Annotated in this window: 30 protein-coding genes and 1 tRNA gene; 6 read left to right on the top strand and 25 right to left on the bottom strand. The window is 41.1% G+C overall.

What is annotated here, in order from left to right; genetic code table 11:
* Positions 1-211 precede the first annotated feature (211 nt).
* Positions 212-286: transfer RNA gene (locus NDQ71_RS09310), tRNA-Arg, on the bottom strand.
* A 254-nt stretch (positions 287-540) separates the two neighbouring features.
* Between NDQ71_RS09310 and NDQ71_RS09315 the strand changes: the two genes are divergently transcribed.
* A complete protein-coding gene (locus NDQ71_RS09315) occupies positions 541-723 on the top strand; it encodes a helix-turn-helix domain-containing protein (protein WP_192541116.1) in 183 nt (60 codons plus the stop codon).
* Positions 724-734: 11 nt separating this feature from the next.
* On the opposite strand, the gene NDQ71_RS09320 is transcribed toward NDQ71_RS09315, so the two are convergent.
* From NDQ71_RS09320 to NDQ71_RS09330, 3 genes are read right to left on the bottom strand one after another with little or no spacing between them, the layout of a single operon-like run.
* Entirely contained in the window at positions 735-1,538 is an 804-nt protein-coding gene (locus NDQ71_RS09320; RefSeq protein ID WP_192541117.1) for a phosphotransferase, read from the bottom strand.
* A gap of 8 nt (positions 1,539-1,546) precedes the next feature.
* A complete protein-coding gene (pnuC, locus tag NDQ71_RS09325) occupies positions 1,547-2,170 on the bottom strand; it encodes a nicotinamide riboside transporter PnuC (RefSeq protein ID WP_192541118.1) in 624 nt (207 codons plus the stop codon).
* A 23-nt stretch (positions 2,171-2,193) separates the two neighbouring features.
* A complete protein-coding gene (locus tag NDQ71_RS09330) occupies positions 2,194-2,445 on the bottom strand; it encodes a hypothetical protein (protein ID WP_192541119.1) in 252 nt (83 codons plus the stop codon).
* Positions 2,446-2,578: 133 nt separating this feature from the next.
* Here NDQ71_RS09330 and NDQ71_RS09335 point away from each other — a divergent pair, with 133 nt between their 5' ends.
* Positions 2,579-2,818 (top strand): DUF2960 domain-containing protein, encoded by a 240-nt coding sequence (locus tag NDQ71_RS09335; RefSeq protein WP_064667897.1) that lies wholly within the window; start codon positions 2,579-2,581, stop codon positions 2,816-2,818.
* A 10-nt stretch (positions 2,819-2,828) separates the two neighbouring features.
* Here NDQ71_RS09335 and alr read toward each other — a convergent pair whose 3' ends face one another.
* The 19 genes from alr to NDQ71_RS09430 all read right to left on the bottom strand — a co-directional run bounded on the left by alr (position 2,829) and on the right by NDQ71_RS09430 (position 17,380).
* Entirely contained in the window at positions 2,829-3,908 is a 1,080-nt protein-coding gene (gene alr / locus NDQ71_RS09340) for an alanine racemase (RefSeq protein WP_192541120.1), read from the bottom strand.
* Positions 3,908-5,287, bottom strand: a complete 1,380-nt coding sequence (gene dnaB / locus NDQ71_RS09345) for a replicative DNA helicase (RefSeq protein WP_192541121.1) — start codon at positions 5,285-5,287, stop codon at positions 3,908-3,910. The genes alr and dnaB overlap by 1 nt, the downstream gene beginning before the upstream one ends.
* Before the next feature lie 100 nt (positions 5,288-5,387).
* Entirely contained in the window at positions 5,388-6,329 is a 942-nt protein-coding gene (locus tag NDQ71_RS09350) for a DUF4097 family beta strand repeat-containing protein (RefSeq protein WP_192541122.1), read from the bottom strand.
* Between the two features lie 11 nt (positions 6,330-6,340).
* Positions 6,341-6,823 (bottom strand): hypothetical protein, encoded by a 483-nt coding sequence (locus NDQ71_RS09355; RefSeq protein ID WP_192541123.1) that lies wholly within the window; start codon positions 6,821-6,823, stop codon positions 6,341-6,343.
* Complete coding sequence (locus NDQ71_RS09360; protein WP_192541124.1) at positions 6,810-7,361, bottom strand: RNA polymerase sigma factor; 552 nt, start codon at positions 7,359-7,361, stop codon at positions 6,810-6,812. Before NDQ71_RS09360 ends, NDQ71_RS09355 begins: the two co-directional genes overlap by 14 nt.
* Positions 7,362-7,497: 136 nt before the next feature.
* On the bottom strand, positions 7,498-8,913 hold the full coding sequence (locus NDQ71_RS09365) for a hypothetical protein (RefSeq protein ID WP_301561517.1): 1,416 nt from the start codon (positions 8,911-8,913) through the stop codon (positions 7,498-7,500).
* Positions 8,913-9,143, bottom strand: coding sequence for a prepilin-type N-terminal cleavage/methylation domain-containing protein (locus NDQ71_RS09370; protein ID WP_192541126.1), 231 nt, complete (start codon positions 9,141-9,143; stop codon positions 8,913-8,915). Before NDQ71_RS09370 ends, NDQ71_RS09365 begins: the two co-directional genes overlap by 1 nt.
* Entirely contained in the window at positions 9,143-9,481 is a 339-nt protein-coding gene (locus NDQ71_RS09375) for a prepilin-type cleavage/methylation domain-containing protein (RefSeq protein ID WP_225736519.1), read from the bottom strand. The genes NDQ71_RS09370 and NDQ71_RS09375 overlap by 1 nt, the downstream gene beginning before the upstream one ends.
* A complete protein-coding gene (locus NDQ71_RS09380) occupies positions 9,432-9,548 on the bottom strand; it encodes a type II secretion system protein (protein ID WP_225736520.1) in 117 nt (38 codons plus the stop codon). The genes NDQ71_RS09375 and NDQ71_RS09380 overlap by 50 nt, the downstream gene beginning before the upstream one ends.
* On the bottom strand, positions 9,548-9,997 hold the full coding sequence (locus NDQ71_RS09385; protein WP_192541127.1) for a GspH/FimT family pseudopilin: 450 nt from the start codon (positions 9,995-9,997) through the stop codon (positions 9,548-9,550). The genes NDQ71_RS09380 and NDQ71_RS09385 overlap by 1 nt, the downstream gene beginning before the upstream one ends.
* Positions 9,998-9,999: 2 nt before the next feature.
* Positions 10,000-10,437 carry a type IV pilin protein gene (locus tag NDQ71_RS09390; RefSeq protein ID WP_225736521.1) on the bottom strand — a complete coding sequence of 146 codons (438 nt, stop codon included), beginning with the start codon at positions 10,435-10,437 and terminating at the stop codon, positions 10,000-10,002.
* A gap of 285 nt (positions 10,438-10,722) precedes the next feature.
* Positions 10,723-11,175, bottom strand: a complete 453-nt coding sequence (rplI, locus tag NDQ71_RS09395; protein ID WP_011329089.1) for a 50S ribosomal protein L9 — start codon at positions 11,173-11,175, stop codon at positions 10,723-10,725.
* A gap of 36 nt (positions 11,176-11,211) precedes the next feature.
* On the bottom strand, positions 11,212-11,439 hold the full coding sequence (gene rpsR, locus NDQ71_RS09400) for a 30S ribosomal protein S18 (RefSeq protein ID WP_002962753.1): 228 nt from the start codon (positions 11,437-11,439) through the stop codon (positions 11,212-11,214).
* A 12-nt stretch (positions 11,440-11,451) separates the two neighbouring features.
* Positions 11,452-11,754 (bottom strand): primosomal replication protein N, encoded by a 303-nt coding sequence (gene priB / locus NDQ71_RS09405; protein WP_064667932.1) that lies wholly within the window; start codon positions 11,752-11,754, stop codon positions 11,452-11,454.
* A gap of 69 nt (positions 11,755-11,823) precedes the next feature.
* Entirely contained in the window at positions 11,824-12,165 is a 342-nt protein-coding gene (gene rpsF, locus NDQ71_RS09410; RefSeq protein ID WP_016709443.1) for a 30S ribosomal protein S6, read from the bottom strand.
* A gap of 138 nt (positions 12,166-12,303) precedes the next feature.
* Positions 12,304-13,050, bottom strand: coding sequence for a 23S rRNA (guanosine(2251)-2'-O)-methyltransferase RlmB (gene rlmB, locus NDQ71_RS09415; protein WP_192541128.1), 747 nt, complete (start codon positions 13,048-13,050; stop codon positions 12,304-12,306).
* The gene (gene rnr, locus NDQ71_RS09420; protein ID WP_192541129.1) at positions 13,047-15,545 is read right to left on the bottom strand and encodes a ribonuclease R; all 2,499 of its coding nucleotides are present in this window, start codon (positions 15,543-15,545) and stop codon (positions 13,047-13,049) included. Before rnr ends, rlmB begins: the two co-directional genes overlap by 4 nt.
* Before the next feature lie 120 nt (positions 15,546-15,665).
* Positions 15,666-16,280, bottom strand: a complete 615-nt coding sequence (locus tag NDQ71_RS09425) for a DNA-binding response regulator (RefSeq protein ID WP_064667886.1) — start codon at positions 16,278-16,280, stop codon at positions 15,666-15,668.
* Positions 16,277-17,380: a sensor histidine kinase gene (locus NDQ71_RS09430; RefSeq protein ID WP_301561518.1), complete on the bottom strand. Its 1,104-nt coding sequence runs from the start codon at positions 17,378-17,380 to the stop codon at positions 16,277-16,279. Before NDQ71_RS09430 ends, NDQ71_RS09425 begins: the two co-directional genes overlap by 4 nt.
* 315 nt (positions 17,381-17,695) lie before the next feature.
* Here NDQ71_RS09430 and NDQ71_RS09435 point away from each other — a divergent pair, with 315 nt between their 5' ends.
* The 4 genes from NDQ71_RS09435 to queG all read left to right on the top strand — a co-directional run bounded on the left by NDQ71_RS09435 (position 17,696) and on the right by queG (position 21,780).
* On the top strand, positions 17,696-18,562 hold the full coding sequence (locus tag NDQ71_RS09435; RefSeq protein WP_301561519.1) for a DMT family transporter: 867 nt from the start codon (positions 17,696-17,698) through the stop codon (positions 18,560-18,562).
* Complete coding sequence (locus tag NDQ71_RS09440) at positions 18,559-19,257, top strand: glycerophosphodiester phosphodiesterase family protein (RefSeq protein ID WP_064667882.1); 699 nt, start codon at positions 18,559-18,561, stop codon at positions 19,255-19,257. Before NDQ71_RS09435 ends, NDQ71_RS09440 begins: the two co-directional genes overlap by 4 nt.
* Before the next feature lie 100 nt (positions 19,258-19,357).
* On the top strand, positions 19,358-20,575 hold the full coding sequence (locus NDQ71_RS09445; RefSeq protein ID WP_064667881.1) for a methyl-accepting chemotaxis protein: 1,218 nt from the start codon (positions 19,358-19,360) through the stop codon (positions 20,573-20,575).
* Between the two features lie 71 nt (positions 20,576-20,646).
* Positions 20,647-21,780, top strand: coding sequence for a tRNA epoxyqueuosine(34) reductase QueG (gene queG, locus NDQ71_RS09450; protein WP_192541131.1), 1,134 nt, complete (start codon positions 20,647-20,649; stop codon positions 21,778-21,780).
* A gap of 38 nt (positions 21,781-21,818) precedes the next feature.
* On the opposite strand, the gene NDQ71_RS09455 is transcribed toward queG, so the two are convergent.
* Together NDQ71_RS09455 and NDQ71_RS09460 are read right to left on the bottom strand one after the other, a co-directional pair.
* Positions 21,819-22,949, bottom strand: coding sequence for a PleD family two-component system response regulator (locus tag NDQ71_RS09455; RefSeq protein WP_301561520.1), 1,131 nt, complete (start codon positions 22,947-22,949; stop codon positions 21,819-21,821).
* A 79-nt stretch (positions 22,950-23,028) separates the two neighbouring features.
* Positions 23,029-24,945 (bottom strand): ATP-binding protein, encoded by a 1,917-nt coding sequence (locus NDQ71_RS09460; protein WP_192541159.1) that lies wholly within the window; start codon positions 24,943-24,945, stop codon positions 23,029-23,031.
* Positions 24,946-24,955 lie beyond the last annotated feature (10 nt).

The following is a 24,955-nucleotide window of genomic DNA, read 5'->3' on the forward strand; positions in this document are numbered from 1 at the left end:
TAATGTCTTAGCAAAAACAAAGATGGGAAGGCGAACAATAATTGAAAACAGCATTAAAATTTTATCGCGGAGTACGACTGGCAGATGAACATTAAAATCTTTATTAATATGAAAAGTCAGCACTACGAGACGAGGTTAGCTAGATAAGCAAAAATAATTGAGACAATAAGAAAGTGCACGATTTAGTTAGGAAAAACTATTTATAAGCAAATGGCGCTCTCGGTAGGGATCGAACCTACAACTTAGCCTCCGGAGGGCCACGTGATATCCATTTCACCACGAGAGCACATTTGTGCCACCACACCAACTCGCGATATCAGTGTTTAGGCACAGCAATAATAAAGGCATCTGCAACTAAATGCCAGCATCTATCGCCTAGATGATTATTAATTAAACGAAAAAGAATAAATTACTTCACAAGCAAGCAAAAAACGGCTATTAAATTATACTTAATAAAAACTAATAACCATTTTGCAACATATCCATCCCTGTCTCATTATCTAAAGGCGCTTGTAAAAGGTTTAACATGAGGAAGTATTTATGAGTTTAATGTCAACCGAGCAAGTGGCTGAGTTTTTAGGGGTTAAAGCTGAGCGTGTAAAGCGTTTAGCCCGAGAAAGTCTACTGATCGCAAAAGGTGAAGACGCTAATGGCGATCCGCAATTTGATGCCGATGAAGTAGCAAAATATAAAGAGCTTGCTGCTCGTTTTGGTGGCCTCTAACCTCCGCGTTTTCAATTAATCAAACTATCTAACTGCGTACGTAATAATGTTACTTTATCTTCGACTGAGCGTGCGCTGTACCAACAGATACACAAGACTAAAAATACTACCTGATAACACTCCAGCTTATTCACGCTATTATAGAAACACTGCGTATTAGGCAAGTGTCGTTGATAGTCATCCAGCAAGCGCTGCTTTTGTGCGTCACCGAGTGTGAAACTGACAACCAAGGCAGCTAAATCAAAGTAGACGTCATTGCTCTTAGCGTATTCAAAATCAATTAAAAACATGCCTTGCGGGTTTACTATAATGTTTTCTTTCACCAAATCATTATGGCAAAAACCTTCATCACGAGGAAATATAGCTATTTGCTGCAATGCGTTAGTCACACTTGTATGGTAACGCTGGAATAAAGCTGTGTGTTGGTAAAAAGCTAACTCGTCGCTGATGTCCATTGCCACGGTCTGCATATTGTAGCCATGTAAAGCTGCTAATTTTTGTAGCAATTCAGTGCTGTACTCGCCTTGTGCTATATCACCCTCTAGGTAATCAAAAATCGCGACTTTATTGGCTTCATCAGTCCAAACTGGCTGCGGACATATACCTTGTGCTGCAAATGCTGCTTGCGCCGTCAAACCAACAACAGGCCAATGCTCACGATAGCACTTTAATAAATAAGCCTGTGACTGTTGCCCGAGCTGGGCGCGCACTAAGAAGTTATCGTTACTTAAACCACTGTGTAATCGCTCATTGCTAACAATGTTTAATTGCGAGTTAAAAGCGGCAAAAATGCCGCTAATTTCATGACTTGTCATACAGTTTCTTATAATTGTGCTAACGGCTTAGCTTGGTTTTGCTCGTACTCTTCGTACCAGGTTTTAAATGCCCAAGCAGCCATAATGGTGTAAAACACAAACAGCACAAGCGTCGGGTAATAACCTTTCTCATAGTATAAGTACATTGACGCGGCATCGATTACTATCCAATACAGCCAATTTTCCAGCACTTTTTTAGCTACTAAATAAGTAGTCACAACCGCAAAACAGGTTGTAAAACTGTCTAAATAGGCAAAGTCTGCGTGAGTATAATTACTCATTACATAACCCAGCACCACAGCCACAATAGACGTACCTGCAATGATCAGTAAATGCTGATTTATACGCCATGAGGTAATCGCTAATTCATGTTTATTAGCGCCACCTTTACGCCATGCAAGCCAGCCATATACCGCCATATACATATAATAAAAATGCAATAACGACTCCATTAATAAAGCGCCGTTCCAATACATAATGGTATAAATTAGCGTACTAAAAAATGCCGCAGGCCAACACCAAAGGCTTTCTTTAATTGCCAGTAGTAAATACGCCATAGATAAGGCCACAGCGATATACTCCCAATGGGACATTGCCGTAAAACCGGTAAGCGTTTGCGTAATAAAGTCCATATTGACTCGCTAGGTATTAAAGTTTATTCAGGAGAAAGATCACCATTGAGAAATTTACACACAAAAATAGCTTTTCCAAACTCTTCATATGAACGCTTAATTTCAGTGCTAAGCACCAACATCACTAAATCATAATCACCAAAGATTTGTGTCGATAAGGTGTTAGTAATCACTTTTAAATCATCGTAAGTATTTAATCGGTCGATAAAACCTTTAATAAATGGAATGTAATCTTGGTGTAGTGGGTACTTACTGATCTCAACAGATAATTTCATGATGTTCCTTAGCATTGCCTACAAAATAGGACGACATTGTAACTTGAGCTTGGCCACAAGTCATTCAAAGGTAGAGCAGATGGCGAAGAAGGTGTAAAATCAGGGTAATTTAATTTATCGACACGAGTTTACAATGGCACGACGCATTACGTACAAGTTTAAAAACCAACCACGTGAGATTAACTTCGCTAAAGATAAGTACCACGACATGTACCAAGCAATTGCTGCAGCCGAAGGCATTGATCTAACAAATTACTTAAACATGGTTCAACAAATTGAAATGACCTCTAAAGGCTCAGCGGCAGTGCGTAATTTTCGTGATCAAGAATTTGCCCGCATGGGTTTTAGTGATGTGTACTTTATTAAAGAGTAACCGTGATACGTTATTCTAAATACTCATAACTTACCCGTGGGGTTATATTACACAGTAACTCGTAAGGAATTGTTGTCGCACATTGGGCAATTTCTTCAACGGGAAGCTCTGGACCCCACATTACCACTTCATCGCCCACTTTAATATTGTCGCTGTTATCGCCAATATCAACACTGATCATATCCATTGAGACGTTACCAGCAATGCCGTAGCGCTTATTTCCTATTACCACCGGTGTACCATGTTTAGCATGACGCGGATAACCATCGCCATAGCCCATAGCCACAACAGCCAGCTTAGTTGTTTTGGTACTTTGCCAACGACCACCATAGCCAACGCATTGCCCGGCTTCCACATCACGAATTGCAATCACCTTAGTGGTTAAACGCATCACCGGTTTTAAGCTATGTTGTGCCCCGGTGCAATTAAGCATAGGTGACACACCATACAGCATTAACCCTGGCCGTACCCAATCACCATGTCCAGCTGGCCATGCGATTATACCTGCCGAATTCGCTAAGCAATGTGCTTGTTGCTTACCGGTCACTAACGAGTCAAACAAGCTAATTTGCTGTGCGGTTTTAATATCATTGACATCATCTGCACAAGAAAAGTGAGTCATTAAATTAATAGCATTGTTGGCATTTTTAGTCGCACGTAAACGCTGATAAAAATCTTCAAACTGAGTCGCGGCAATACCTAATCTATGCATGCCGGTATTAATTTTCAACCAACAGTTGATCGGGGCATCCAATTGCGCTTTTTCAAGCGCGGCTAATTGGTTTTCATCATGAATAATGGTTTGAAAATTATTAGCCAATAAAATGGGTAAATCATCTTGATGAAAAAAGCCTTCTAACAACACAATTGGCTTTGTTAAGCCACCGGCACGCAGCGCCAATGCCTCATCTATGCGGGCAACAGCAAACGCATCTGCGGCATTTAAATGTTGCGCAATTTTTACTAAGCCATGGCCATAAGCATTGGCTTTTAAAACCGCCATAATCTTACTGTGCGGCGCAAACTGTCGCACTTGCGCTAAATTATGAGCAAGTGCCTGTAAGTTAATTTCGGCTATGGCTAAACGCATTAGTAATCATCGTCTATGGCAGGACCTGCGTAATTATCAAAACGCGAGAATTGGCCTTGGAAGGTTAAACGTACTTTACCGATTGGGCCGTTACGTTGTTTACCTATGATGATTTCAGCCACGCCTTTTTCGGTGCTGTCTTCGTTATACACTTCATCACGGTAGATAAACATGATCAAATCGGCATCCTGCTCGATAGAGCCTGATTCACGTAAGTCGGAGTTAATTGGCCGTTTATCGGCACGTTGCTCTAGGGTACGGTTTAGCTGCGACAGTGCAACCACTGGGCATTGTAGCTCTTTTGCTAACGACTTAAGTGAACGTGAGATTTCAGCAATCTCTAAGGTACGGTTATCAGAGAGGCTAGGTACGCGCATTAACTGCAAGTAATCGACCATGATCATACTGATACCACCGTGATCGCGCGCAATACGACGAGCACGAGAGCGCACATCGGTAGGGGTTAGGCCTGATGCATCATCAACATACATCTTACCTTTTTCCATTAATAAGCCCATGGTAGATGATAATCGCGCCCAATCTTCATCATCAAGCTGACCGGTACGTACTTTAGTTTGGTTAATTCGACCAAGCGATGCCAACATCCTCATCATGATCTGCTCCGAGGGCATCTCTAGTGAGTAAATTAACACCGGTTTATCTTGAGTCATCGCCGCGTGTTCTGCGAGGTTCATCGCAAAGGTGGTTTTACCCATTGACGGACGCGCGGCAACAATAATCAAGTCAGAAGGTTGTAAACCTGTGGTCATTTTATCTAGATCAGCATAGCCCGTGCTTACCCCTGTCACACCATCTTGCGGTGACTGGTAGAGCTCTTCGATTTTATCAACGGTTTTTTCTAGAATGCTGTGTAAGCTTTGTGGGCCATCGTTGCTTTTGGTGCGCTGCTCAGCAATTTTAAACACTTTACTTTCTGCAAAGTCGAGTAAATCATGACTGGTGCGCCCTTCCGGATTGAATCCGGCTTCGGCGATTTCATTGGCTACGCCAATCATTTCACGTACCACGGCACGTTCGCGCACGATATTCGCATAGGCGTCGATATTCGCCGCACTTGGCGTATTTTTAGCAATTTCAGCTAAATAAGCAAAACCACCAATACCACTGAGTAAATTCTTTTTCTCTAAGCTCTCTGAGATGGTGATCAAATCAATTGGATCACCTATTTCTGCAAGCTCGACCATGGCCTCAAAAATTAGCTTGTGGGTACGGGTATAGAAATCTTGCGAAACTACCAACTCGGCAACACGGTCAAAGGCTTGATTATCAAGCATTAAGCCACCTAAAACAGATTGCTCTGCTTCAATGGAATGAGGAGGAACTTTAAGAGTGTCGACTTGTTTATCTGGTTTAGCCATAACTTCGCAATACTAACAATGAATGGCCTCTATTCTATCGACTTGGCTAAGCCGTGCAAAGAGCAAAGCAGAATTTCTTTTCCTGCTTTGCTAAGGGGGATTAGTTTTTCTTACGTAATTCAATGCGCCCGCTGATTGTATCGATTTCAATATCAGCATCACCACCGTTAACAGTAAACTCTAAATCACTTGATGGCCCGTACTTGGCTTTTTTCACCTTATCATTGCTCAGCTCGTTAATGATTTTGCCATTGGCATGGGCTTCAATTTCAAAGCGTGCAGAGACATTAGCAGGAAAGTAAAAATCGGCATCACCACTGACTGATTCATAGGTAACTTGTGCGCCCTTTAATAACTTATTAATGTGAATTTCACTTTCGCCATTCACTGTGCTAACGCGTAAACTTTTTAATGCTGCAAAAGCAAAATCGATATCACCGTTCACGTTTTCTAAGCGGACTTCTTGTGCTGCTGTTTTTGATTTAATATCGCCATTGACGGCGGTAAAGCGAAGTGTTCCTTCAGAGTCTTTATCATTGATTTCACCGTTAACGGTTTCATAGCGGATATCACCTTTTAAGCCAATCGCACTGACATCACCATTGACGGTATCAACGCTAATATTGCCGCTGATAGTGTGCAAGGTGATATCGCCATTAACAACGTCGATATCTGCGCCTGCATACAAATCTTTTGCATTGATGTTGGCATTTACCCCTGTAAACTCAAGTTCACTACTTTTTGGCATATAAATAGTCAAGTTTGAGCCATCCCCACTGTTCCAACCATTATTGTTGCGTGGCATTTTAACGATAAACTCAATACGGCCGTTTTGCTCCTCTAAACGGTATCCTTGTGCTTTATCATCAAGTTCACCGGTGATCTGCAGTTGTGGCTTATCCCAGCCTTCAATACGTATATTACCGCGTTGATTATCGATAAAAATGCGTTTATTGGCTGGCACTTCAATTTGTTCATTGATCTTTTCGCCTGCGGTGGCTAAAAACGGCAATAAGGTCAGTGCTAATAATAATGTTTTCATGGTTGTTACTCCTAAATTTGTTGCCATTTTGGTGCGTGCACCTTATTGATTAAATCTAATTGTTGTTGGTAAACCTGTGCGAGCATTTTTAACAGCGCAGGGCTTTGAGGCTCATTTTCTAGTGCTTGCTTAATTGCTCGCTCAGCATCTTCTAATTCAGCCAATTGCTGTTGCCAGTTATCTGTCAGCGCCGGTTGGTTTTGATACTGCACTAACAAGGTTTGTTTTTGCTGGGTAAAATACTCACTCATCGCCACACTGGTTGCAGGCTCAGCATCAGAAAATAACAACTGCACGGTTAATAAAGCTGCAACTGAACATGCAGCCACGCCAGTGATTTTAGGCCAAAGAGAGGCTTTAACCTGCGGTTGCGGCGCATGTGCTAACGCTTTTTCTATACCTGGCCATAAATCTTTTTGTGGCGTAATGTCTGAGTCAGAGTTATTAATCGACTCTGCTAAAAAGGTGTCAAAATCTGGCTTATTCATTTTCATACCACTCTTTTAATAACTGACGGGCGCGATGAAATTGCGACTTACTAGAACCCACTGCCATTCCTAACATGGTGGCTATCTCTTCATGGCGATAACCTTCAATGGCGTGTAAAACAAATACCATCCGCGCTCGCTCAGGCAACCGTAAAACTAACTTATCCAGACCATTGAGTCCTTGGCAATCTAGTGCACTTTGCTCGTCCATGCCGCTTTGTTCGAAGCTCACTACTTTTTGCAACCAGTTTTTATGCTTGCGCAAATAACTAATCGCAATATTGCTGGTAACGCTGTGCAACCAAGTAGAAAACTGCGACTGCCCTTCAAAACTAGCGATTTTATGCCACAGCTGTACAAACACTTCTTGGGTTGCATCTTCTGCATGTTCGCGATCTGCTAATAAACGTAAGCACAAACCATAAACCCGCTTTACATGTAACTCATAAAGTGCCGCATAAGCATTTTGGTCGCCACTTTTAACACGGGTAATAAGTGTCTCTTCACTTAGCTGTGTAAAAGCCTGTTTTGCATCTATCAACATCGTTGATGTTGTCCCTTTATGATTATTGTTCTGAATTTAGTGTATTAGACGTCAGCTAGGATCGAAAAGGTTTAAATGAAATAAAATTATTTTTGAAAAAGAGGCTAACTGAAAAGTTAGCCGTTATTAGAGGAGATTAAATTGTCGGTTCTATTGGCTCTTCAGGTGGCTCTTCAACTGGCTGAACAGGTGTTTTATATGACCAGCCTAAAAAAGTAATTTTAGCACTGCTACTGGAGCCTCCGCCTGATGTAATATTCTTTAATGCCACATCATAGCGTGTTTCACCATTACCGCAGTTTGACACACTACCACCTCGAATCGAGCCAGTGAACTGAGCCCCCGCATCAACCCGCACATCAGTATCGGGAGCATAAATTGTGGCATACATTTCAGTATTCGATGCAATATAAATACCAAACTTGTCGCTGACACCATCTTTATCCTTACATGATAAAGAGCCATCACCTGATTTATACCCAGAGTAAATATTAAGTGCATAGGCATCAGATGACGTGAGTTTAACAATCGTTTCTTCAACTATTGGGCTAGTACGAATATGAATTTTACCCATTACATATAGGCTTAAACTCACTCCCTTATGTATTTTAAAGTGTGATTCACCACTGGCTGTAATTGTAAAGTCACCTGCAACATAAACAGCCACTTTCTTATTTTCGGCCCCAGCTAAAAGCGCATCTAAGCTGCCACCATAAAGAATATCTGGAATATCAACCGTACTATGGTTTACATGTACACCATTATTTAGCGTCAAATTCTTTTCAGTACGAACATAGCCATTCACCATCATATCTTTAAGTTGAACATTGCCATTAGCTAAAATATTGCCATTAATTTTTGTACTCCAAGTGCTAGTACCTGACGGAAAAGTTATATCCTTATTAGCCCACAAATCTCCTTCCACTGATTGTGAGGAGCTGACAATAATCGAGCCCGTTGACGCAACACTGCCCTTTATTGTGCCGGTTCCATTTAATGTTACATCAGCATTGTGAACTGTAGTTCTCACATCAGCATCATTACCAACATACGTTGGATCAGTAGAGTCATAGCTAGTTATTTTCCCCGATCCCCCCAATGACACACCGCGACAACCAATGATTGCATCTGAGTAAGGAGTCAGACTATTTCCTGGCGTAAAACCAAACCGTGCCACTAAGCTACTCTGCGCATCGCCCTCATAACGTTCGCCAATACTGGCAATTTCCAGCTCACCTGCGGCATTTTTACTAATACTTGCGTTGTAAGTTGCATCACTGCCGATTAATCCAGTGCCTGTGGCATTACCAGTAGCGGCAATTAAGCCATCTATATCTAAGTTTTTATCATTTTGTAAAGCTTGCTGTAACAATTTGGCTTCTTCAAAAACACCTTTTTCAGCCAGTAACCGACTATTCATCTTCTTCTGGAAATTACCGCTCATACGCTCTTGAACAATATTTTCGCGCAATGAATTAAGCACCACAATACTTGCCATACTCGTAAGTATAAGCACTGTAATAAGTGTAAATCCGTGTTGCTTATTAATCATTACGCACCGCCAAAGGCATTATTTAAAATTACATTAGATACAGCAATATCAATCGTAATGGTGTTGCCAAATTGAGTAGGTAAATTCTCAGGCCCAACTTTAATGGTGACTAGATTATTATCTATCGCAAAATTCAGTTGGCTAACACCAGCCAATAAAAACGCTCCTGCGGCAAGTGCGACCATTAATTCGACAAGGGTATAACCTTGACTACGTGATTGAGAGCTCATTAAATACACCCTGCAGGTAGTTCAGGGTAACTGGCGTTTAAAGTAATTTGATTTTCTAACTTGGCAGGATCCTGTTGTTTGATCCGCTCATCGCTCCAAGAAACAGTAAGTTGCATATCATGCGTATACGCCGCAGGTAAGCTAAGCTGGTAATCATAGATTTGCGGGCCCAACGAAGCGCGAAAATTAGCATCCGTAAATAATGCTGGGTTTGTTGTTTGCAATTCACACAAACGAGGCCAAATACGCTCTAAGGTATTTTGCCCTTGCACTAAAGGCACTGTGTAATTAAAGCTGTTGGTCGCGTACTGTAGTGACTTTAGTTGCGCAGCCGCCAATCCTAATACCAGCAATTACCACTGACAACATAACTTCTAATAATGAAAAACCATTTTGCTTATACATTACGCACACGCCACTGACTGTTCAGCCAGCCAATTTTGGCCGCTTTTTAAAATACAAAGGTAATAATCCACGGTGTTGTCGTTATCATCTTTAATCAATATTTCGCTAGCCGCCGATATTTCGCCCGTAGACCAGACAGTAAGGTCGACTAAGCCAACCGTTACACCTTGATGTTGAATAACAAATTCTTTTAAAACCGTCTCCACCCCATCAACAGAGGCTTTTACTTGCCAATTCTCACCGCTAACAACCAATTTAATATCACGGTCACGCTTTACTGCTTCACTACGGGCATATTTATAAACACTGTTTAATTGGTTTGCCGTTGTGACCACACGATCTTGCATAATTTGCTGGCTAAATGAAGGAAACGCTAACACCGCCATGATCGCTACAATACCAACCACAATCATTAGCTCAACTAATGTAAACCCTGCTGCTTTTTTCATTATTATTCCCAGCAGTTAGTCGCGTCAGCTGATTGTGTTCCATCATGCTTGATCACTAAAGCACCGCAGCGATCTCCTGCTTGGGCTGAGCCTGGTTTTGGGGTCGCAGTTAAGGTAAACGCACGACTTTTAAAATTCGCGTCCGCAGCAGCTCCTGTAGCACGATTTAGCGCTGTATAAGTTAAAGTATAAAACTCTGTACTTGCGCCTGCATCAAAAGCGTTTGGATAACCACCATTACGTGAATAAATACGCTCCAGTGATGCGCCATGTTGCAGCATTACCTGCTGCATATCTGCGCGGCGGCTACGCTCCATATGTTCGACATATGAAGGCATGGCAACGCTATATAAAATGCCTAAAATGGCGACTACGATTAGTAACTCTATTAATGTAAAACCAGCAGGTGGTTTGGTATTTCTTATCAGGTGTTGTTTCAATTCTTACATCCTTAACACTATGCCCAGTGCGCAAACAATACACACTGACAGCGCTATCACTGTCAATTAACTGAAACATTGTTACAACATCGCCACACTTTAGCAGTTATAAATCATTAGTTTTAATTATTTGAATTTTACAACAGGTAACATAGTTAACAAGGCAGGTACAACACTGTATTTTACCCAATTTTGATACTAAAGAATGATAAGGCTTGGATATGGTAATCATTTAAAACAAAAAAGCCGCGCTTTTCAGCACGGCTTTTTTCGCTTAATTAAAAATTAAGCTTCAGCGATCACGATTACTTTGATAGTAGCCGTTACTTCTGAATGAACTGCGATTGATACGTCAAATTCGCCAGTCTCACGGATAGTACCTAGAGGTAAACGAACTTCTGACTTAGCAACTTCAACACCAACAGCTGAGATAGCGTCAGCGATGTCGCGAGTACCGATAGAACCGAATAACTTACCTTCGTCACCGGCTTTTGATACTAATGTAACTTCAGCTAATGCTTCAAGTTTATCAGCGCGTGCTTGTGCAGCAACAAGCTGGTCAGCGATTTTCGCTTCAAGCTCAGCACGACGTGCGTCAAAAGTTTCAATGTTAGCTTTAGTTGCAGGAACTGCCTTACCTTGTGGGAAAAGGAAGTTACGTGCGAAGCCAGATTTAACTACAACCTGGTCACCTAGGCCACCTAGGTTTGCGATCTTATCTAGTAGAATAACTTGCATGTTTCTACACCTTTTAAAAACGTGTTAATCCGCTGCTTACTTATGTAAGTCAGTGTATGGAAGAAGGGCTAAGTAGCGAGCACGCTTGATAGCAGTTGCTAGCTGGCGCTGGTATTTAGCGCTAGTACCTGTGATACGGCTAGGTACGATTTTGCCACTTTCTGTAACATAGTTTCTAAGAGTAGCTAGATCTTTATAATCGATTTGTTGTACGCCTTCCGCTTTAAAGCGGCAGAACTTACGACGTCTGAAATAACGTGCCATGAGATAAATTCCTCAAATAATTCTTTCTATATGCTGAGCATGCAAAACCAATTGGCTAAGGCCGTTACGACCTTCGTGACGATTTAAAAAACCGCTCACTTGCAATGCCTGCCCAACGTGCAAATGTTGAGTCTGTTGTTGCATTTGCTTACCACTGGCAACCACCTGAAGTCTGACATAACTATTACGGTTAAGGTCTGCTTCAACTTGCATTGATTTATGTTCTACAACAAAAATACAATGCGGGATACCAGCAGGGCTTTGGCTATATTTGGGTGTTTTACAAACAACTCCAGATAACGTTAGTTGATTCATGTAAGGGCTAAGCTTTTGGCTCATCTTAATAACTCAACTGAACAAGCGCCATGCTTGGACTCAAAACAATTAAGCAGCTGGTGCTTCTTTCTTCTCTTCTCTTACAAGAGGAGATGCTTCAGTTACAGCGTCTTTAGTACGCATAACTAAGTTACGAAGCACTGCATCGTTGTAGCGGAAAGTAGTTTCTAGCTCGCTGATTACTTCAGTAGGTGCTTCAACGTTCATAAGAACATAATGAGCTTTGTGAAGCTTGTTGATTGGGTATGCCAATTGACGGCGGCCCCAGTCTTCAAGACGGTGGATAGTACCACCAGCTTCAGTGATAGAACCAGTATAACGTTCGATCATACCAGCAACTTGCTCACTCTGATCTGGGTGAACCATGAATACGATTTCGTAATGACGCATGGATATTCCTTACGGTTAATAGAGCCTTCTACCGTTTCAGCCGGTCGGTTTAAGGCAAGGAATTAATATTAATTAGGCCGAAATGAGCGCGCATTCTACGCTTAGTTGGAAAATTAAGCAAGCAGGTATTTTAGCTTTTTAAGCTTGTGTCGCGTTTCGCTGGCGTAGCACTTCAAACAAACAAATACCTGTTGCTACAGACACATTTAAACTTGATACCGTGCCCGCCATTGGGATTTTTACTAACACATCACAATGCTCACGCGTTAAGCGACGCATACCTTCGCCTTCGGCGCCCATAACAATGGCCATAGGCCCAGTTAGATTAGCATCAAATACATGCACATCGGTTTCACCCGCAGTACCAACTACCCACACGCCAGCGTCTTTCATTTCTCGTAAAGTACGGGCAAGGTTAGTCACCTGAATAAGCGGTACGGTTTCAGCTGCGCCACAGGCGACTTTACGTGCTGTGCCATTTAATTTAGCTGACTTATCTTTTGGAACGATAATCGCGTGCACGCCAGCGGCATCAGCACTACGTAAGCAAGCACCTAAGTTATGCGGATCGGTAATGCCGTCTAAAACCAGTAAAAATGGCGTGTCTTCACGAGCAATTATTGCATCCAAATCTTTTTCATTAAAAGTAGGAGCGGCGATGACATTAGCAATAATGCCTTGATGCTGTTCACCCTTTGATTTGTTATCAAGGGCTTTACGTTGCATAAATTGTACAGAAATACCAAATTTACGCGCTTCTTCAATAATTGGAGATAAGCGTTTGTCATCACGTCCTTTTAAGGCATAAATTTCAATAAAACGCTCAGGCTCACTTGCGAAAATTGCTTCAACAGAGTGAAAGCCAAAAATTAATTCATTACTCACGTATCACTTGCTCCTGAACTCTTACTTTTCCGGGCATTTTTGCCGGGTCTTTTTGGCTTTTTAACGGCCTTTTTTTTCGGTTTTTTTGCTGTTGTGGTAGTCGTGGTTGCAGCAGCTGACTTCCCTGCTGGCTTCTTTTTACCTCGACTGGCACTGCTTTTTTTTGGCTTAGCTTTACCCTGCTCAGAGCGACCTTTATGCTCTACAGCTACGGGGTCATCGTTTTTTTTACCGGGTATTTTGCCACGTTTTAACTGCGAACGAACGCTTGCTGGGGCATGACCTTTCGCGTCACTACGGCGGCGAGCATATCTATCTTGTGCCGCATTGCCATCTATCGTTAAGTTAATACGCCGCTCATCTAAGCTTACCGATGCGACCTGAACCGTTACTTTATCGCCTAAACGATACACCTTACGAGAATGCTCGCCAATTAAGCAATGTTTTGCACCATCATGTTGGAAATATTCATCGCCCAGGTTAGTCACATGAATTAACCCATCAATTTGCAAATCAGCTAAACGAATAAACAAACCGAAGTTAGTCACCGATGAGATCACCCCGTCAAATTCGTCGCCCACATGATCTTGCATATATTCGCACTTAAGCCAATCGGCAACTTCGCGCGTCGCATCATCGGCACGACGTTCGGTGTTTGAACACTGCTCACCTAACTGGGCAACTTCTTCGTCGCTGTATACATAAGCACCGGATGTCACCATGCCCTGTGCTTTTAAAATGCCTTTAATGGCACGGTGCACCACTAAATCTGGGTAACGACGAATTGGCGAAGTAAAATGCGCGTATTCACTTAGCGATAAACCAAAGTGACCAATATTCTCTGCTTGGTACACTGCCTGTTTCATCGAACGCAGTAACATAGTTTGAATAAGCTCAGCATCGGGACGATCGCCAAGTTTAGCTAATACGTGAGTAATTTCTTTCGGCGTTGGCTCGTCGCTCAGCGTAGATTCAATACCCAGCTCCGAAAGGAACTGCCTAAAGTTCCCCAGTTTTTCGCCATCAGGTTCGGCGTGCACACGGTAAAGTGCACTGGCTTCATGTTTTTCCAGCATTTTGGCTGCAGATACATTAGCCAAAATCATACATTCTTCGATCAGCTTATGCGCATCGTTACGCACCACTGGCACAATTGACTCAATTTTACGCTGGGCGTTAAATACAAAGCGTGTTTCAAGGGTTTCAAATTCTATCGCACCACGCTCTTGGCGGGCAGCCTTTAATGCCATGTACATTTGCTGTAAATCAGTTAAATGTGGCACAACCGCCGCGTACTCGGTACGAAGCTTTTCATCGTTTTGTAAAATAGCATTTACTTTGGTGTAGGTTAAACGTGCATGTGAATTCATCACGGCTTCATAAAAACGATAACCCGACAGTTTACCTTCAGCAGACACCTGCATTTCCGCGACCATACATAAACGATCGACTTTTGGGTTTAATGAGCATAACCCGTTGGACAGTACTTTAGGCAACATAGGGATAACTTGCTCAGGGAAATACACTGAGTTACCACGCTCAATTGCTTCAGCATTAAGTGGGGTATTCATTGCTACATAATGTGATACGTCGGCAATCGCGACCCATAAATGCCAACCACCTGATTCTACAGGCTCACAATACACGGCATCATCAAAATCGCGGGCATCTTCGCCATCTATAGTAACAAGGGGTAAGTCACGTAAATCAACACGATTTTGTTTATCGGCTTCTTCGACAAACTCACCTAAATGTGCAACTTGCTTTTCAACCGCTTCTGGCCAAACATGAGGAATATCGTGATTACGCAGCGCGACTTCAATTTCCATACCCGGTGCTAAATGCTCACCCAATACATCAATGACTTTACCTACCGCATTCATATTGCGATTAGGGTTTTGAGTGATTTGCACTTGCACCATTTGGTTATGACGAGCGCCGTTTTCACTGCCAGGTAAAATAATAATATCTTGCGTAATGCGCGGATCTTCCGCCACCACCACGGCAATACCATGCTCAACAAAATAGCGGCCAACAATCGGCGCGCGTTCGCCAGACAACACTTTAATAATACGTGCGTCACACTTACCGCCAGAGCCGCGTTTGGTGCCTTTAGCAAGTACTATGTCACCATGCAATACCATGCTCATTTGATGCTTGGCAATAAACCAGTCTTTACTTTCGCCTTCGACTTCTAAAAAGCCAAACCCGTCACGATGACCGATGACTTTACCTTTAACAAGCCCTGCTTCATCAATTAAGGCGTAGCATTTGAATTTATTAAAGAATAGTTGACCATCGCGCTCCATGGCACGTAAACGGCGCTTAAACGCAATTTGGCGCTCATCATCATTCACTGCTAATTCTTCGCATAATTGATGGAAGTTAGCAGGTTTAGCGCGGCCTTTTAGGTGAGTAAGTATAAACTCACGACTTGGGACAGGGTTTTCGTACTTTTCTTGTTCTCGACTGAGATTAGGATCTTGGTTTGACATTCACTATCTTGTTAGTTGGTTATGTTGTTATTTTAACCCATAACCAATCAATGAGACAGGCAAAAGCTATGAAACTTTTAAGAAAGCGCTTTTACCTGCTTTAAACAGCTTATTACGACGTTATAACCAGCCTTTTTGTTTGGCTATCCGCGCTGCATCTACTCGGTTTATGGCATTTAGTTTAGCAATAGCATCTGATAAGTAATTACGTACCGTGCCCTCGCTTAAATATAACCTTGCGGCAATATCAGTGGTTTTCAACCCTTCGCTTGCGAGTTGCAATGCTTTTCGTTCTTTATCTGTCAGCGGATCAATATCATCTAATGCGTTAATAGCAAGCTCAGGATCAATAACCTTTTGCCCGTGCATTACTTTTTTAAGCGCGCTAATTAATTCATCGCTCGGGGCTTCTTTTAAAATAAAGCCCTTAACGCCAGCACTTAAAGAACGCCTAATATAACCCGCTCGCGAAAAAGTGGTCATAATAACTATTTTTATAGCTGGGTATTTTGATGCAATTTGCTCACTGAGTTCGATGCCGTTCATGCTAGGCATTTCGATATCGGTTAAAATAATATCAGGAAAAGAGTTGCTATCTAGCATGTTTATGGCTGTTAATGCATCTTGCCCGTTACTTGCTTGACCAATTACCTCAATATTAAAATCTAAACTTAATAATGCTGCGATTGCGTCGCGTACAAGCCCCTGATCTTCTACTAAATATACCTTGATCATTGGAAATCCTTCGTAGTTAAAGGCAGCATTACATTTAAACTAAAGTTATTCTCACAGGTAAATGTAGCCTTACCGTCTAGCTGCTCTGCTCGTTCTTTAATGCCATTTAAACCATTTCCAGGTTTTATTGAGCTGCATGGTGAATAATCAATCATATTGATTATTAATTGCTGCTGATTTTGCGTTATGCTAACTATACATGTCTTGGTGCTGCTATGGCGTAGTAAGTTAGTAACAGCTTCCTTAATAATAAGACTTGCGATACCTTCTACTTTCGCAGGTAACGCAGTTAATTTCACGTTAAAATCAGCCTCAAAACCGTGTTCAATTAGCCTTTGTTTCAATTGGGAAATTTGGCTCGCAAGATTGAGCTGTTTTAAATCACTAACAGCACTTCTCACATCACTCAATAGCTGCCTTGCAAGCTCTGCAACTTGGGCAATTTCAGTATTTGCTTGTGTATAACGCTCACCTTGATTTAATTTATTAGCAAGCTCTGCTTTTAAAGCAATTGATGAAAGAGAATGACCTAAAATATCATGTAGATCGCGAGCAATACGCTCCCGTTCAGCAATGGCTGCTATTTGCTCTAATTGCTTTGCACTTTGTTGTTCACGGCTTTTATGTATTTGCTCCCTTTTTGCAGCTATGCCATAGCTAAATAAAGCGGCACATAAAATTAAAGCGACGGCTAAAAAATACTCAAGCTTTGAGTATCCACTTATATACGCGCTACTTAAAACCGCTAATATTATTGCTAAAGCGGCATAAACTCGTTGTTCTTTGTTGTAGCTAAAACCTGCAACATAGGCTGCAAAACCAAATAAGGTCGGGGTACCAGACGTAAAGAACGTAGCGCTAAAACAAATTATAAGCAGGCCCACAAAGAGCGTCGTTACCTTTGTGCTGTCACAGTTTATTGCTTTGATATACAAAAGGACAAAAGCACAATAAAAAACTAAAGACATGGTAACTTGTTTAGCCGTAAAGTTTTCAAAATCAATAATTAACGGCAATAAATAAAAACCTGTAAAAATTAAATGTCCATATTTCCAAAACCCTTTATCTATTTGCTTAGCAACCGTGTGAAGTGAACTCATACTAAGATCCTTGGCATATCGTTTTATTTATAGTTATGTTTTGACTAAATAACACAAAAACACATAAGAGCATAAAGTAACCAGTGCAACTCATATGCACGCTATATATTTCAAAAAAATCGCTGATATATAAACTGATTAAAATTAAAGCATTCATAATTACCTCCATTTGAATGTGATAACTATGCCAGCCGCTAAAAAAAATAAGAGTGTAAAATGTCATCAACTTTGCTGACATTTGTCATGCTTTAAAAATTTCACCCTATAGTAAATAAGCCAGTGATAAGATAGTAAGAAATAGGAGTTCGAGTTTACATGCACCCTCAGCAGCAAAGTTTAATTTATCTACACATTGCAGTACTGCTGTTTGGTGGCACAGCATTGTTTGCCAAGCTAATAAACTTAAATGCGCTAGATATAACAGTATATCGAGCCGCGATTGCAAGCATTGCTATTTTGCTTTTGCTGTTTTGGCAAAAGAAGGTCATTAAACTCAACAGCAGCAAAGATTACCTGATTGCATTATTTTTAGGCGCTACAGTAGGCATACACTGGGTAACCTATTTTGCTGGTATGCAAATGGCGGGAATTGCTATTGGTATGATTGCATTTTTTACCTATCCGGTGATCACCGTTTTCATTGAACCCTTTTTTAATGGTAACAAACCTAAAGTAAACGATTTGCTCAGTGCGTGCGTAGTAATAACCGGCATTTATTTGCTGATCCCAAGTGCGGATATGGGCAATGATGTTACCTTAGGGGTGATCACAGGTGTTATTTCGGCGTTCTTTTTCGCATTTAGAAATATTGTCCATAAACGCTATTTTAGCCAATATGGCGGGCCACAAACTATGTTTTATCAAACTATGGTGGCAAGTATTTTATTATGTGCTTTTATAGAAGTACCAGTGATTAACGTATCCACCCGCGATATAGGGCTGTTGCTCGTTGCAGGTGTAATATTTACCGCAACCCCACACTCTTTATTTGCGGCAAGCTTACAATATCTATCCGCATCAACAGCGGGGCTTATTTCCTGTTTACAGCCTCTGTATGGCACTTTTTTAGCATTTTTACTGCTGCATGAACAACCTTCACTATTAACCCTACTTGGGGGTGCGATGGTGATCAGTGCAGCATTTTATGAAACATGGTCAGTTACTCGGAAACACACATTATGATTAAAGTTTTTGCCCATCGCGGCGCCAGCGGTACTTACCCTGAGAATACCAAAAGTGCGATTACAGCGGCTGTAGACATCGAAGTTGATGGTATTGAAGTCGATGTTCAAAGTTGTTTAGATGATTACATGATCATCCACGATACCTGGCTAGAACGCACCACCAATGGCCATGGTAAAGTAAACAAACTCACCCGAGAGCAAATTCAATGTTTTGATGCTGGTAATAATGAGCGTGTCCCTACCTTACAACAAACCATTGATTGGGTTAATAATAAAACACTATTAAACCTAGAGTTAAAACACACTTTTTCGTTAGATAAGTTTGTTGAGCTGATTGAAGCAAATATTGCAGCTAAAAAGCTGTCACGCGACAACCTTTTAGTCTCTTCGTTTGATCACCATCAACTCATGTGGCTAAAACAACAGTTACCATGGGTGAAAATTGGCGCTTTAACAGCCTCTATTCCTATCAACTATGCAGAATTTGCTCAGCGCTTACATGCTTCAAGTATTCATATTGATAAAAACTTTATTAATCATGAGTTTGTCGCTGACGCAAAGCAACGCAGTTTGGCTGTTTATGCATACACCGTTGATAAACAAGAAGATATAGAAATGATGCTTAATTATGGTGTAGACGGTATTTTTACTAACTACCCATGCAATACGAAAATGATTTTAAATTCACTTTAAATCAGCCGAACTTACTAGCGCCGTTCGTCCTATATTCTTGAATTAAAGTGAATTTGAACGATACTGAGTAAAACTGATGCAACAGCCAAGCGGGCGATTAATGAGTGGGTATATGCGTATTTATAACTTTATTGAACAAAGCTTCTTTTTTACTTTAACGCGTAAAATTATTGGTAACTTAAGCTTTGTTTTTGCTTTTCAAGCTATTACGTTAATTTGGTTATATAAAAGCCTTACTTCACAAAATGCTGATACGCAATTATTCTGGTTGCTTACAGCAATTATAATTACAGGCTTTGCTTTCACTGTGTTTTATATGCGTTTTTTAATTGTTCGCCCGGTTACGGCAATGCGCGATACTTTGGTACAAATTAACAGCCAAGATGCCAACTTAACAGCCAAGCTCCCGCATTTTACCTATGATGAGTTTCGTGAGATTAGCCAGCAATACAATACGTTTACTGATCATCTCAGTCAATTACTCGCGACAACCTACCAAAGTGCACAAGCCAGCGCACAAAGTAACAATCAAGTGACAGTATCAATGCAACAAACGGCGCAATTAAGCGAGCAACAAATCGATTTTAGCCAAACAATTACCGCTGCAAGTAATCAAATAACCGATAGTTTGCAAAGTATCGTTACCAACACCGATAGTGTTCATCAAGTAAATAGTGAGCATGTAAACTTTGTAACTCACTCTGCGCAAGAATTAACTGAACTCGTTGCCCAAGTTAAATCGATTAGCCAGGTGTTAAGCAGTTTCTCAGAGACGATTTCAGGTTTAAAACAAAACAGCGACAATATTCGTAGCATCTTAAAAATGGTGGAAGAGTTTTCAGATCAAACGAACCTGCTGGCACTCAATGCAGCCATCGAAGCCGCTCGGGCTGGTGAAGCTGGTCGTGGTTTTGCTGTTGTAGCCGATGAAGTAAGAACACTATCAGTTAAAGTAAGCGATGCAACTCGTCAGATCAGCGATTTTATCAATCAAATGGATTCACTGGTAAACCAAACAAATAAAGAATCAGAGCAGCTCGTTAGTTATTCCCACAATGCAGAAACCACTATCAGCAATACCTCTCATGGCTTTACTGAGCGATTAATTGAGTTTGAGCATAATCAACAACAATTACAGCAAATTGTCAGTGCAGTGCATTTACTCGAACAAACGCAACATCAAACCCATCAATCAGTTGAGCAGATTGTGGAATTAGGCTCACAAGCTAAGTCACAAATTGATATAGCACTAGCCGACTGCCAGCAATCGCAGCAGTTGAGCAAACAAACTCAACAACAGTTAAAGCGTTTTGTTTAACGTAGCAAGCGTGATATTAATAGCTGAATGTGTTAAATTGCGCAGCGATTTTTTAACCATGATGTGCCCGTGTGACTAGCCTATCCCCTGATTACAAACAACTTGCTTTAGAAATAAAGAAGTGGGCCTTAGAGCTTGGCTTTAGTGAAGCGGGTATTACTGATATTGACTTGAGCAAACATGAAGTTCAGCTACAACGTTGGCTAGACTTAGGCTACCACGGTGAAATGGATTATATGGCCGCCCATGGCATGAAACGCGCTCGCCCCGCCGAGCTGGTACCAGGCACTGTGCGCGTCATTTCGGTTAAAATGAACTACCTCCCCCCAGATGCAAGCTTTGCTAAAACCCTTAAAAATACCGATAAAGCGTATATTAGCCGCTATGCACTTGGCCGTGATTACCACAAACTAATGCGTAATCGAATTAAACAACTTGGTCAAAAAATAGAGCAGCATGTTGATCAATTAGGCTTTCGCCCTTTTGTTGACTCAGCTCCCGTGCTTGAGCGACAACTAGCTGAAAAAGCCGGACTGGGTTGGCAGGGAAAACACAGTTTATTGATCAATAAAGAAGCCGGATCTTGGTTCTTTTTAGGTGAGCTATTTGTTGATATTCCACTGCCTATTGATAGACCGAATGAATTTGAAGGTTGCGGGAAATGTGTTGCTTGCATCACGTTATGCCCAACAGGTGCTATTGTTGAGCCTTATGTCGTTGATGCTCGAAAGTGCATCTCTTATTTAACGATTGAGCTGCAAGGCCCTATTCCTGAACAATATCGGCCATTACTTGGCAATCGTATTTACGGTTGCGATGACTGCCAGCTTGTCTGTCCGTGGAATCGCTACGGGAAAATTACTGATGAAGCAGACTTTCACCCACGTAAACAATTAAAAGATAAAGACCTACTGGAACTATTTAGTTGGGACGAAGCGACCTTTTTAAAAAATACCGAGGGCAGTCCAATTCGCCGCATTGGCCATGAGCGCTGGCGTCGTAATATCGCCGTAGGTTTAGGTAATGCCCAGTTTAGTCAAACAATTGTTGATGCACTTACCGCTACCCGAGATGATTCAACAGAGTTGGTAAAAGAGCATATTGATTGGGCACTTGAACAGCAACATTCAAAACAAGAAAAATTATTACGAAAAACTGCGCGCTTAATACGTATCGTAGAAAAAGGCCTGCCAAGAGATGCGTAAGTTCACATTTGTTGCTCATCTAGTTTGTGGTAACGGTGTTACTGTTTCAACAAAATAGATAGGTCTTGCTCAATTTCATGAAATGCCGCTTTTACGCCCTTAACAGACTCTTCTCGAGCCACTGAGTTTTGAATCGTTTCATCGACTTTGCGATAAATAAACACTTCCTGATCTTCATCAAGTCCCATTGAAGGAATTCTCTCTTCAAGCTCTTCTTGTAGGCGCTTAAATACCGCTTCGTTATTCTTGCGATTGTCATTTAATAGTTCAATTAAGCCATGAAATTTACTATTAATCATAGTGATCGCATCATTTAGCTTAGCTTGTTGGGACTCTAAAGCTGCACGAGTCATAATTGCTCGTAGCTGTTGCTCTGTAACACTGACAATAAAGCAAACATGATCACGAATTCGTCCGTGTTTGTCAGGATCATGATCTGGCATGTTTAAAATCAATAAACTGATCAATTCGTAGTTAACTAAAATCCGATGAGAAAATTCATGCAATCGCCCCTTGTGTTTAAGCATATCAAACAACTCAATCACAATTGGCGAACAGGCACCATTTAGAGCAAAATGTTCCGGTGCATCGCTAGTTGCCCTAAACTCAACGTTACTTTGTAGATCAAACGATTTTAAACAGTGAACTAAAGCCTCTCCGAGCGCTTTAGTGTTATTAATCGTTCCTATATTTTCAATATAATTTACGATTTGGCCCATTTCACTGCTATTTGCCATGGCATTAAACGCCGTGGAGGTAGCATCTTCAACTTGCTGTTCGAGATTCTCTTTATCAATGATAACTTGATTCAAGATCTTCAATTTTGATCTCAGTTCATCGTGACCAAACGGCTTAACAATGTAATCTTCACCACCTACAGAATAACCTTCCATACGCTCTTCGACAGTGCCTCTGGCTGACACAAACATAACTATAATATGAGCAGTACTGGGATTTTCTTTGAGTTTTCGACATACCTCATAGCCGTTCATTTGTGGCATACTAACATCCAGCAAAATAACCTGCGGTGCAAAGCCTTCTACTATAGCGAGGCATTCAGGCCCACTATTAACCATCTTCAACTCAAACTCAAGATCGAGCAATATCTCTTCTATAATTTCTAAATTAAAAGGCTCGTCATCAACAGCTAGTATTCGTGTTAAAGGCATTTTAATCATCCATTTCATAATTAATTTTAATAGTTTAGTCGTAAACAACACACTTACCAGTACGACTAAGTAATTTATTTCACTTAACTGAATTTTTTATTTCAACAGGTAAAGTGATACGAATAGTCGTCCCTCCATAACTATTATTATGAGCAGAAATTTCCCCATTATGTAATGCTACAAATTCACGACATAAAGCGAGACCCAGCCCAGTTCCACCAGCCCCGCTATTTGTTTTGCTGCTTTGTACAAATTTTGCAAATACATGCTCAAGTTCATCGTCGGGTATACCGATGCCACTGTCGATCACTTCAATAATGACTTGCTCTTGCTGATTAGTTAAAATTACTTCAATGCGACTATGTAGTTCACTGAATTTTAATGCATTACCTAATATATTTCGTAACAACTGACTTATTTGTACTTCATCACAGTCAATAATGACTGGAGGTTTTGGTGGTAAAAACCGTACCTCAACCTCTTTTTCCATCGCAGTACCTGATACATCATCAATACTGGTTTTAACAATACTATTAAGGTTATGTGGGCACGGATTAAAAGGAAATTTACCCACATCCAATTTCGATAAGTCGAGTAAGTTATTAAGTAATGACAGTAACCGTTCGCCACTACATTCGATCCGCGACAAATATTTTTGTAATTTTTCGACCGCTATATCCCCTTTGCTAAGCTTATCCAAACCAAAGCGGGCAAAACTTAAGATTGAATGCATAGGGGTACGCAATTCATGGGACATATTGGCAAGAAATTCTGACTTACTATGATTTGCCGCTTCAGCAACATTTTTGGCATGCTCTAACTGTGAGGTACGCGCCCTTACTTCCTCTTCAAGCATATCTTTTGCTTCAAGTAATAGATCTTCTTTATGTTTAAGGTGGGTAACATTTTTAAAAATCACCGCCAGAGCAATTTCGCCGTGGTGATCAATCTCATTAAACGAGCCAACTAGCGGTATGCCATCTTCCTCTTCCATTGGCAAATACACATCACAACTAAATTGCCGATTTTGATTTAACGTCGCTATTTTCCCCTTTATTTTTTCAGCGGATATCGCATCTAACAAAGTAAACACAGAGCAGCCCTGAAGCTCTTTTGCAGATAACCGAAAAAGTTTTGAGCAAGCATCATTTGCTTCAATAACTTTGCCATTTCGCTCAAATAGCATAATCGCATCAGGGGTGTGCTTATAAATAACCCGTAGCAAACTATCTTTCTCAATGAGGGCATCAACAGTATCTTGTAGACGCTCAACCAGCTCAATATTATGGCGCTTTAATAACTCGGTTTGCCAAAGCTTATGCACCGATTGCAGTAGCATGTTTTCGTTGATGGGCTTTACTAATACGTCTTCAACACCTTGACGAATTGCTTCAATCATTGATACTTGATTTGGCTTGGAGGTGAAAAGCAAACAGCGGCATTGCGGGTGGTGAGCCTTGAGTGTGACATATACTTCGATACCAGATCCATCAGGCAAGCTAAAATCACTGAGTAACAGATCAATTTTATGCCCATGCGATTGACTAACCGCAGAGCTAATACTATTGGCGGTAATGGTTTTGATATGAGCGCCTAACAAACTGCTCGCTACTTTTTCAAGCCGCTCAGGGATATGATCAACCAATAACACTGTGGGTAGCTGTAAAGCGCTATCAGCGCCAAGTTCTAACACGCTCTCCAGTAAAGTGCTAATTTCTTTATTTGCGAAGAAGGGGTAAATTACAATCGCATTTGGTACAAGTCGGTTTAGCTCACTAAATGCAGATAATTGCTCACTGTTTTCAACTTTAGGTGCCAGCAGCAAAATATGTTCTGAGCTTACCTCTGCAACTAATAAACTGGCTATTGCAACTGGTACACCATGTGCAACAGCCACTAAATCGTAAGAATTAAATGCAGTGCATTCTTTTAGCATTGAAAAATGAATTAATTCGACTTCACAGCCAATTAATTCTAGCAATACCTTGATCCGCATTGCCAAAACA

This window comes from Pseudoalteromonas sp. KG3 (genome assembly GCF_030436385.1).
Lineage (GTDB): Bacteria > Pseudomonadota > Gammaproteobacteria > Enterobacterales > Alteromonadaceae > Pseudoalteromonas > Pseudoalteromonas prydzensis.

Excerpts from the sequence above, each read along its gene's own strand:
- NDQ71_RS09435 (WP_301561519.1), top strand. The coding sequence starts at position 17,696 with ATGCACCCTCAGCAGCAAAGTTTAATTTATCTACACATTGCAGTACTG.
- NDQ71_RS09320 (WP_192541117.1), bottom strand. The coding sequence starts at position 1,538 with ATGACAAGTCATGAAATTAGCGGCATTTTTGCCGCTTTTAACTCGCAA.
- rpsF (WP_016709443.1), bottom strand. The coding sequence starts at position 12,165 with ATGCGTCATTACGAAATCGTATTCATGGTTCACCCAGATCAGAGTGAG.
- NDQ71_RS09380 (WP_225736520.1), bottom strand. The coding sequence starts at position 9,548 with ATGTATAAGCAAAATGGTTTTTCATTATTAGAAGTTATGTTGTCAGTG.
- NDQ71_RS09370 (WP_192541126.1), bottom strand. The coding sequence starts at position 9,143 with ATGAGCTCTCAATCACGTAGTCAAGGTTATACCCTTGTCGAATTAATG.
- priB (WP_064667932.1), bottom strand. The coding sequence starts at position 11,754 with ATGAATCAACTAACGTTATCTGGAGTTGTTTGTAAAACACCCAAATAT.
- rplI (WP_011329089.1), bottom strand. The coding sequence starts at position 11,175 with ATGCAAGTTATTCTACTAGATAAGATCGCAAACCTAGGTGGCCTAGGT.
- alr (WP_192541120.1), bottom strand. The coding sequence starts at position 3,908 with ATGCGTTTAGCCATAGCCGAAATTAACTTACAGGCACTTGCTCATAAT.
- NDQ71_RS09335 (WP_064667897.1), top strand. The coding sequence starts at position 2,579 with ATGGCACGACGCATTACGTACAAGTTTAAAAACCAACCACGTGAGATT.
- dnaB (WP_192541121.1), bottom strand. The coding sequence starts at position 5,287 with ATGGCTAAACCAGATAAACAAGTCGACACTCTTAAAGTTCCTCCTCAT.
- NDQ71_RS09365 (WP_301561517.1), bottom strand. The coding sequence starts at position 8,913 with ATGATTAATAAGCAACACGGATTTACACTTATTACAGTGCTTATACTT.
- rpsR (WP_002962753.1), bottom strand. The coding sequence starts at position 11,439 with ATGGCACGTTATTTCAGACGTCGTAAGTTCTGCCGCTTTAAAGCGGAA.
- rnr (WP_192541129.1), bottom strand. The coding sequence starts at position 15,545 with ATGTCAAACCAAGATCCTAATCTCAGTCGAGAACAAGAAAAGTACGAA.
- NDQ71_RS09385 (WP_192541127.1), bottom strand. The coding sequence starts at position 9,997 with ATGAAAAAAGCAGCAGGGTTTACATTAGTTGAGCTAATGATTGTGGTT.
- NDQ71_RS09455 (WP_301561520.1), bottom strand. The coding sequence starts at position 22,949 with ATGCCTTTAACACGAATACTAGCTGTTGATGACGAGCCTTTTAATTTA.
- NDQ71_RS09360 (WP_192541124.1), bottom strand. The coding sequence starts at position 7,361 with ATGTTGATAGATGCAAAACAGGCTTTTACACAGCTAAGTGAAGAGACA.
- pnuC (WP_192541118.1), bottom strand. The coding sequence starts at position 2,170 with ATGGACTTTATTACGCAAACGCTTACCGGTTTTACGGCAATGTCCCAT.
- NDQ71_RS09425 (WP_064667886.1), bottom strand. The coding sequence starts at position 16,280 with ATGATCAAGGTATATTTAGTAGAAGATCAGGGGCTTGTACGCGACGCA.
- NDQ71_RS09430 (WP_301561518.1), bottom strand. The coding sequence starts at position 17,380 with ATGAGTTCACTTCACACGGTTGCTAAGCAAATAGATAAAGGGTTTTGG.
- NDQ71_RS09445 (WP_064667881.1), top strand. The coding sequence starts at position 19,358 with ATGAGTGGGTATATGCGTATTTATAACTTTATTGAACAAAGCTTCTTT.
- NDQ71_RS09315 (WP_192541116.1), top strand. The coding sequence starts at position 541 with ATGAGTTTAATGTCAACCGAGCAAGTGGCTGAGTTTTTAGGGGTTAAA.
- NDQ71_RS09330 (WP_192541119.1), bottom strand. The coding sequence starts at position 2,445 with ATGAAATTATCTGTTGAGATCAGTAAGTACCCACTACACCAAGATTAC.
- NDQ71_RS09440 (WP_064667882.1), top strand. The coding sequence starts at position 18,559 with ATGATTAAAGTTTTTGCCCATCGCGGCGCCAGCGGTACTTACCCTGAG.
- NDQ71_RS09355 (WP_192541123.1), bottom strand. The coding sequence starts at position 6,823 with ATGAAAATGAATAAGCCAGATTTTGACACCTTTTTAGCAGAGTCGATT.
- NDQ71_RS09350 (WP_192541122.1), bottom strand. The coding sequence starts at position 6,329 with ATGAAAACATTATTATTAGCACTGACCTTATTGCCGTTTTTAGCCACC.
- NDQ71_RS09460 (WP_192541159.1), bottom strand. The coding sequence starts at position 24,945 with ATGCGGATCAAGGTATTGCTAGAATTAATTGGCTGTGAAGTCGAATTA.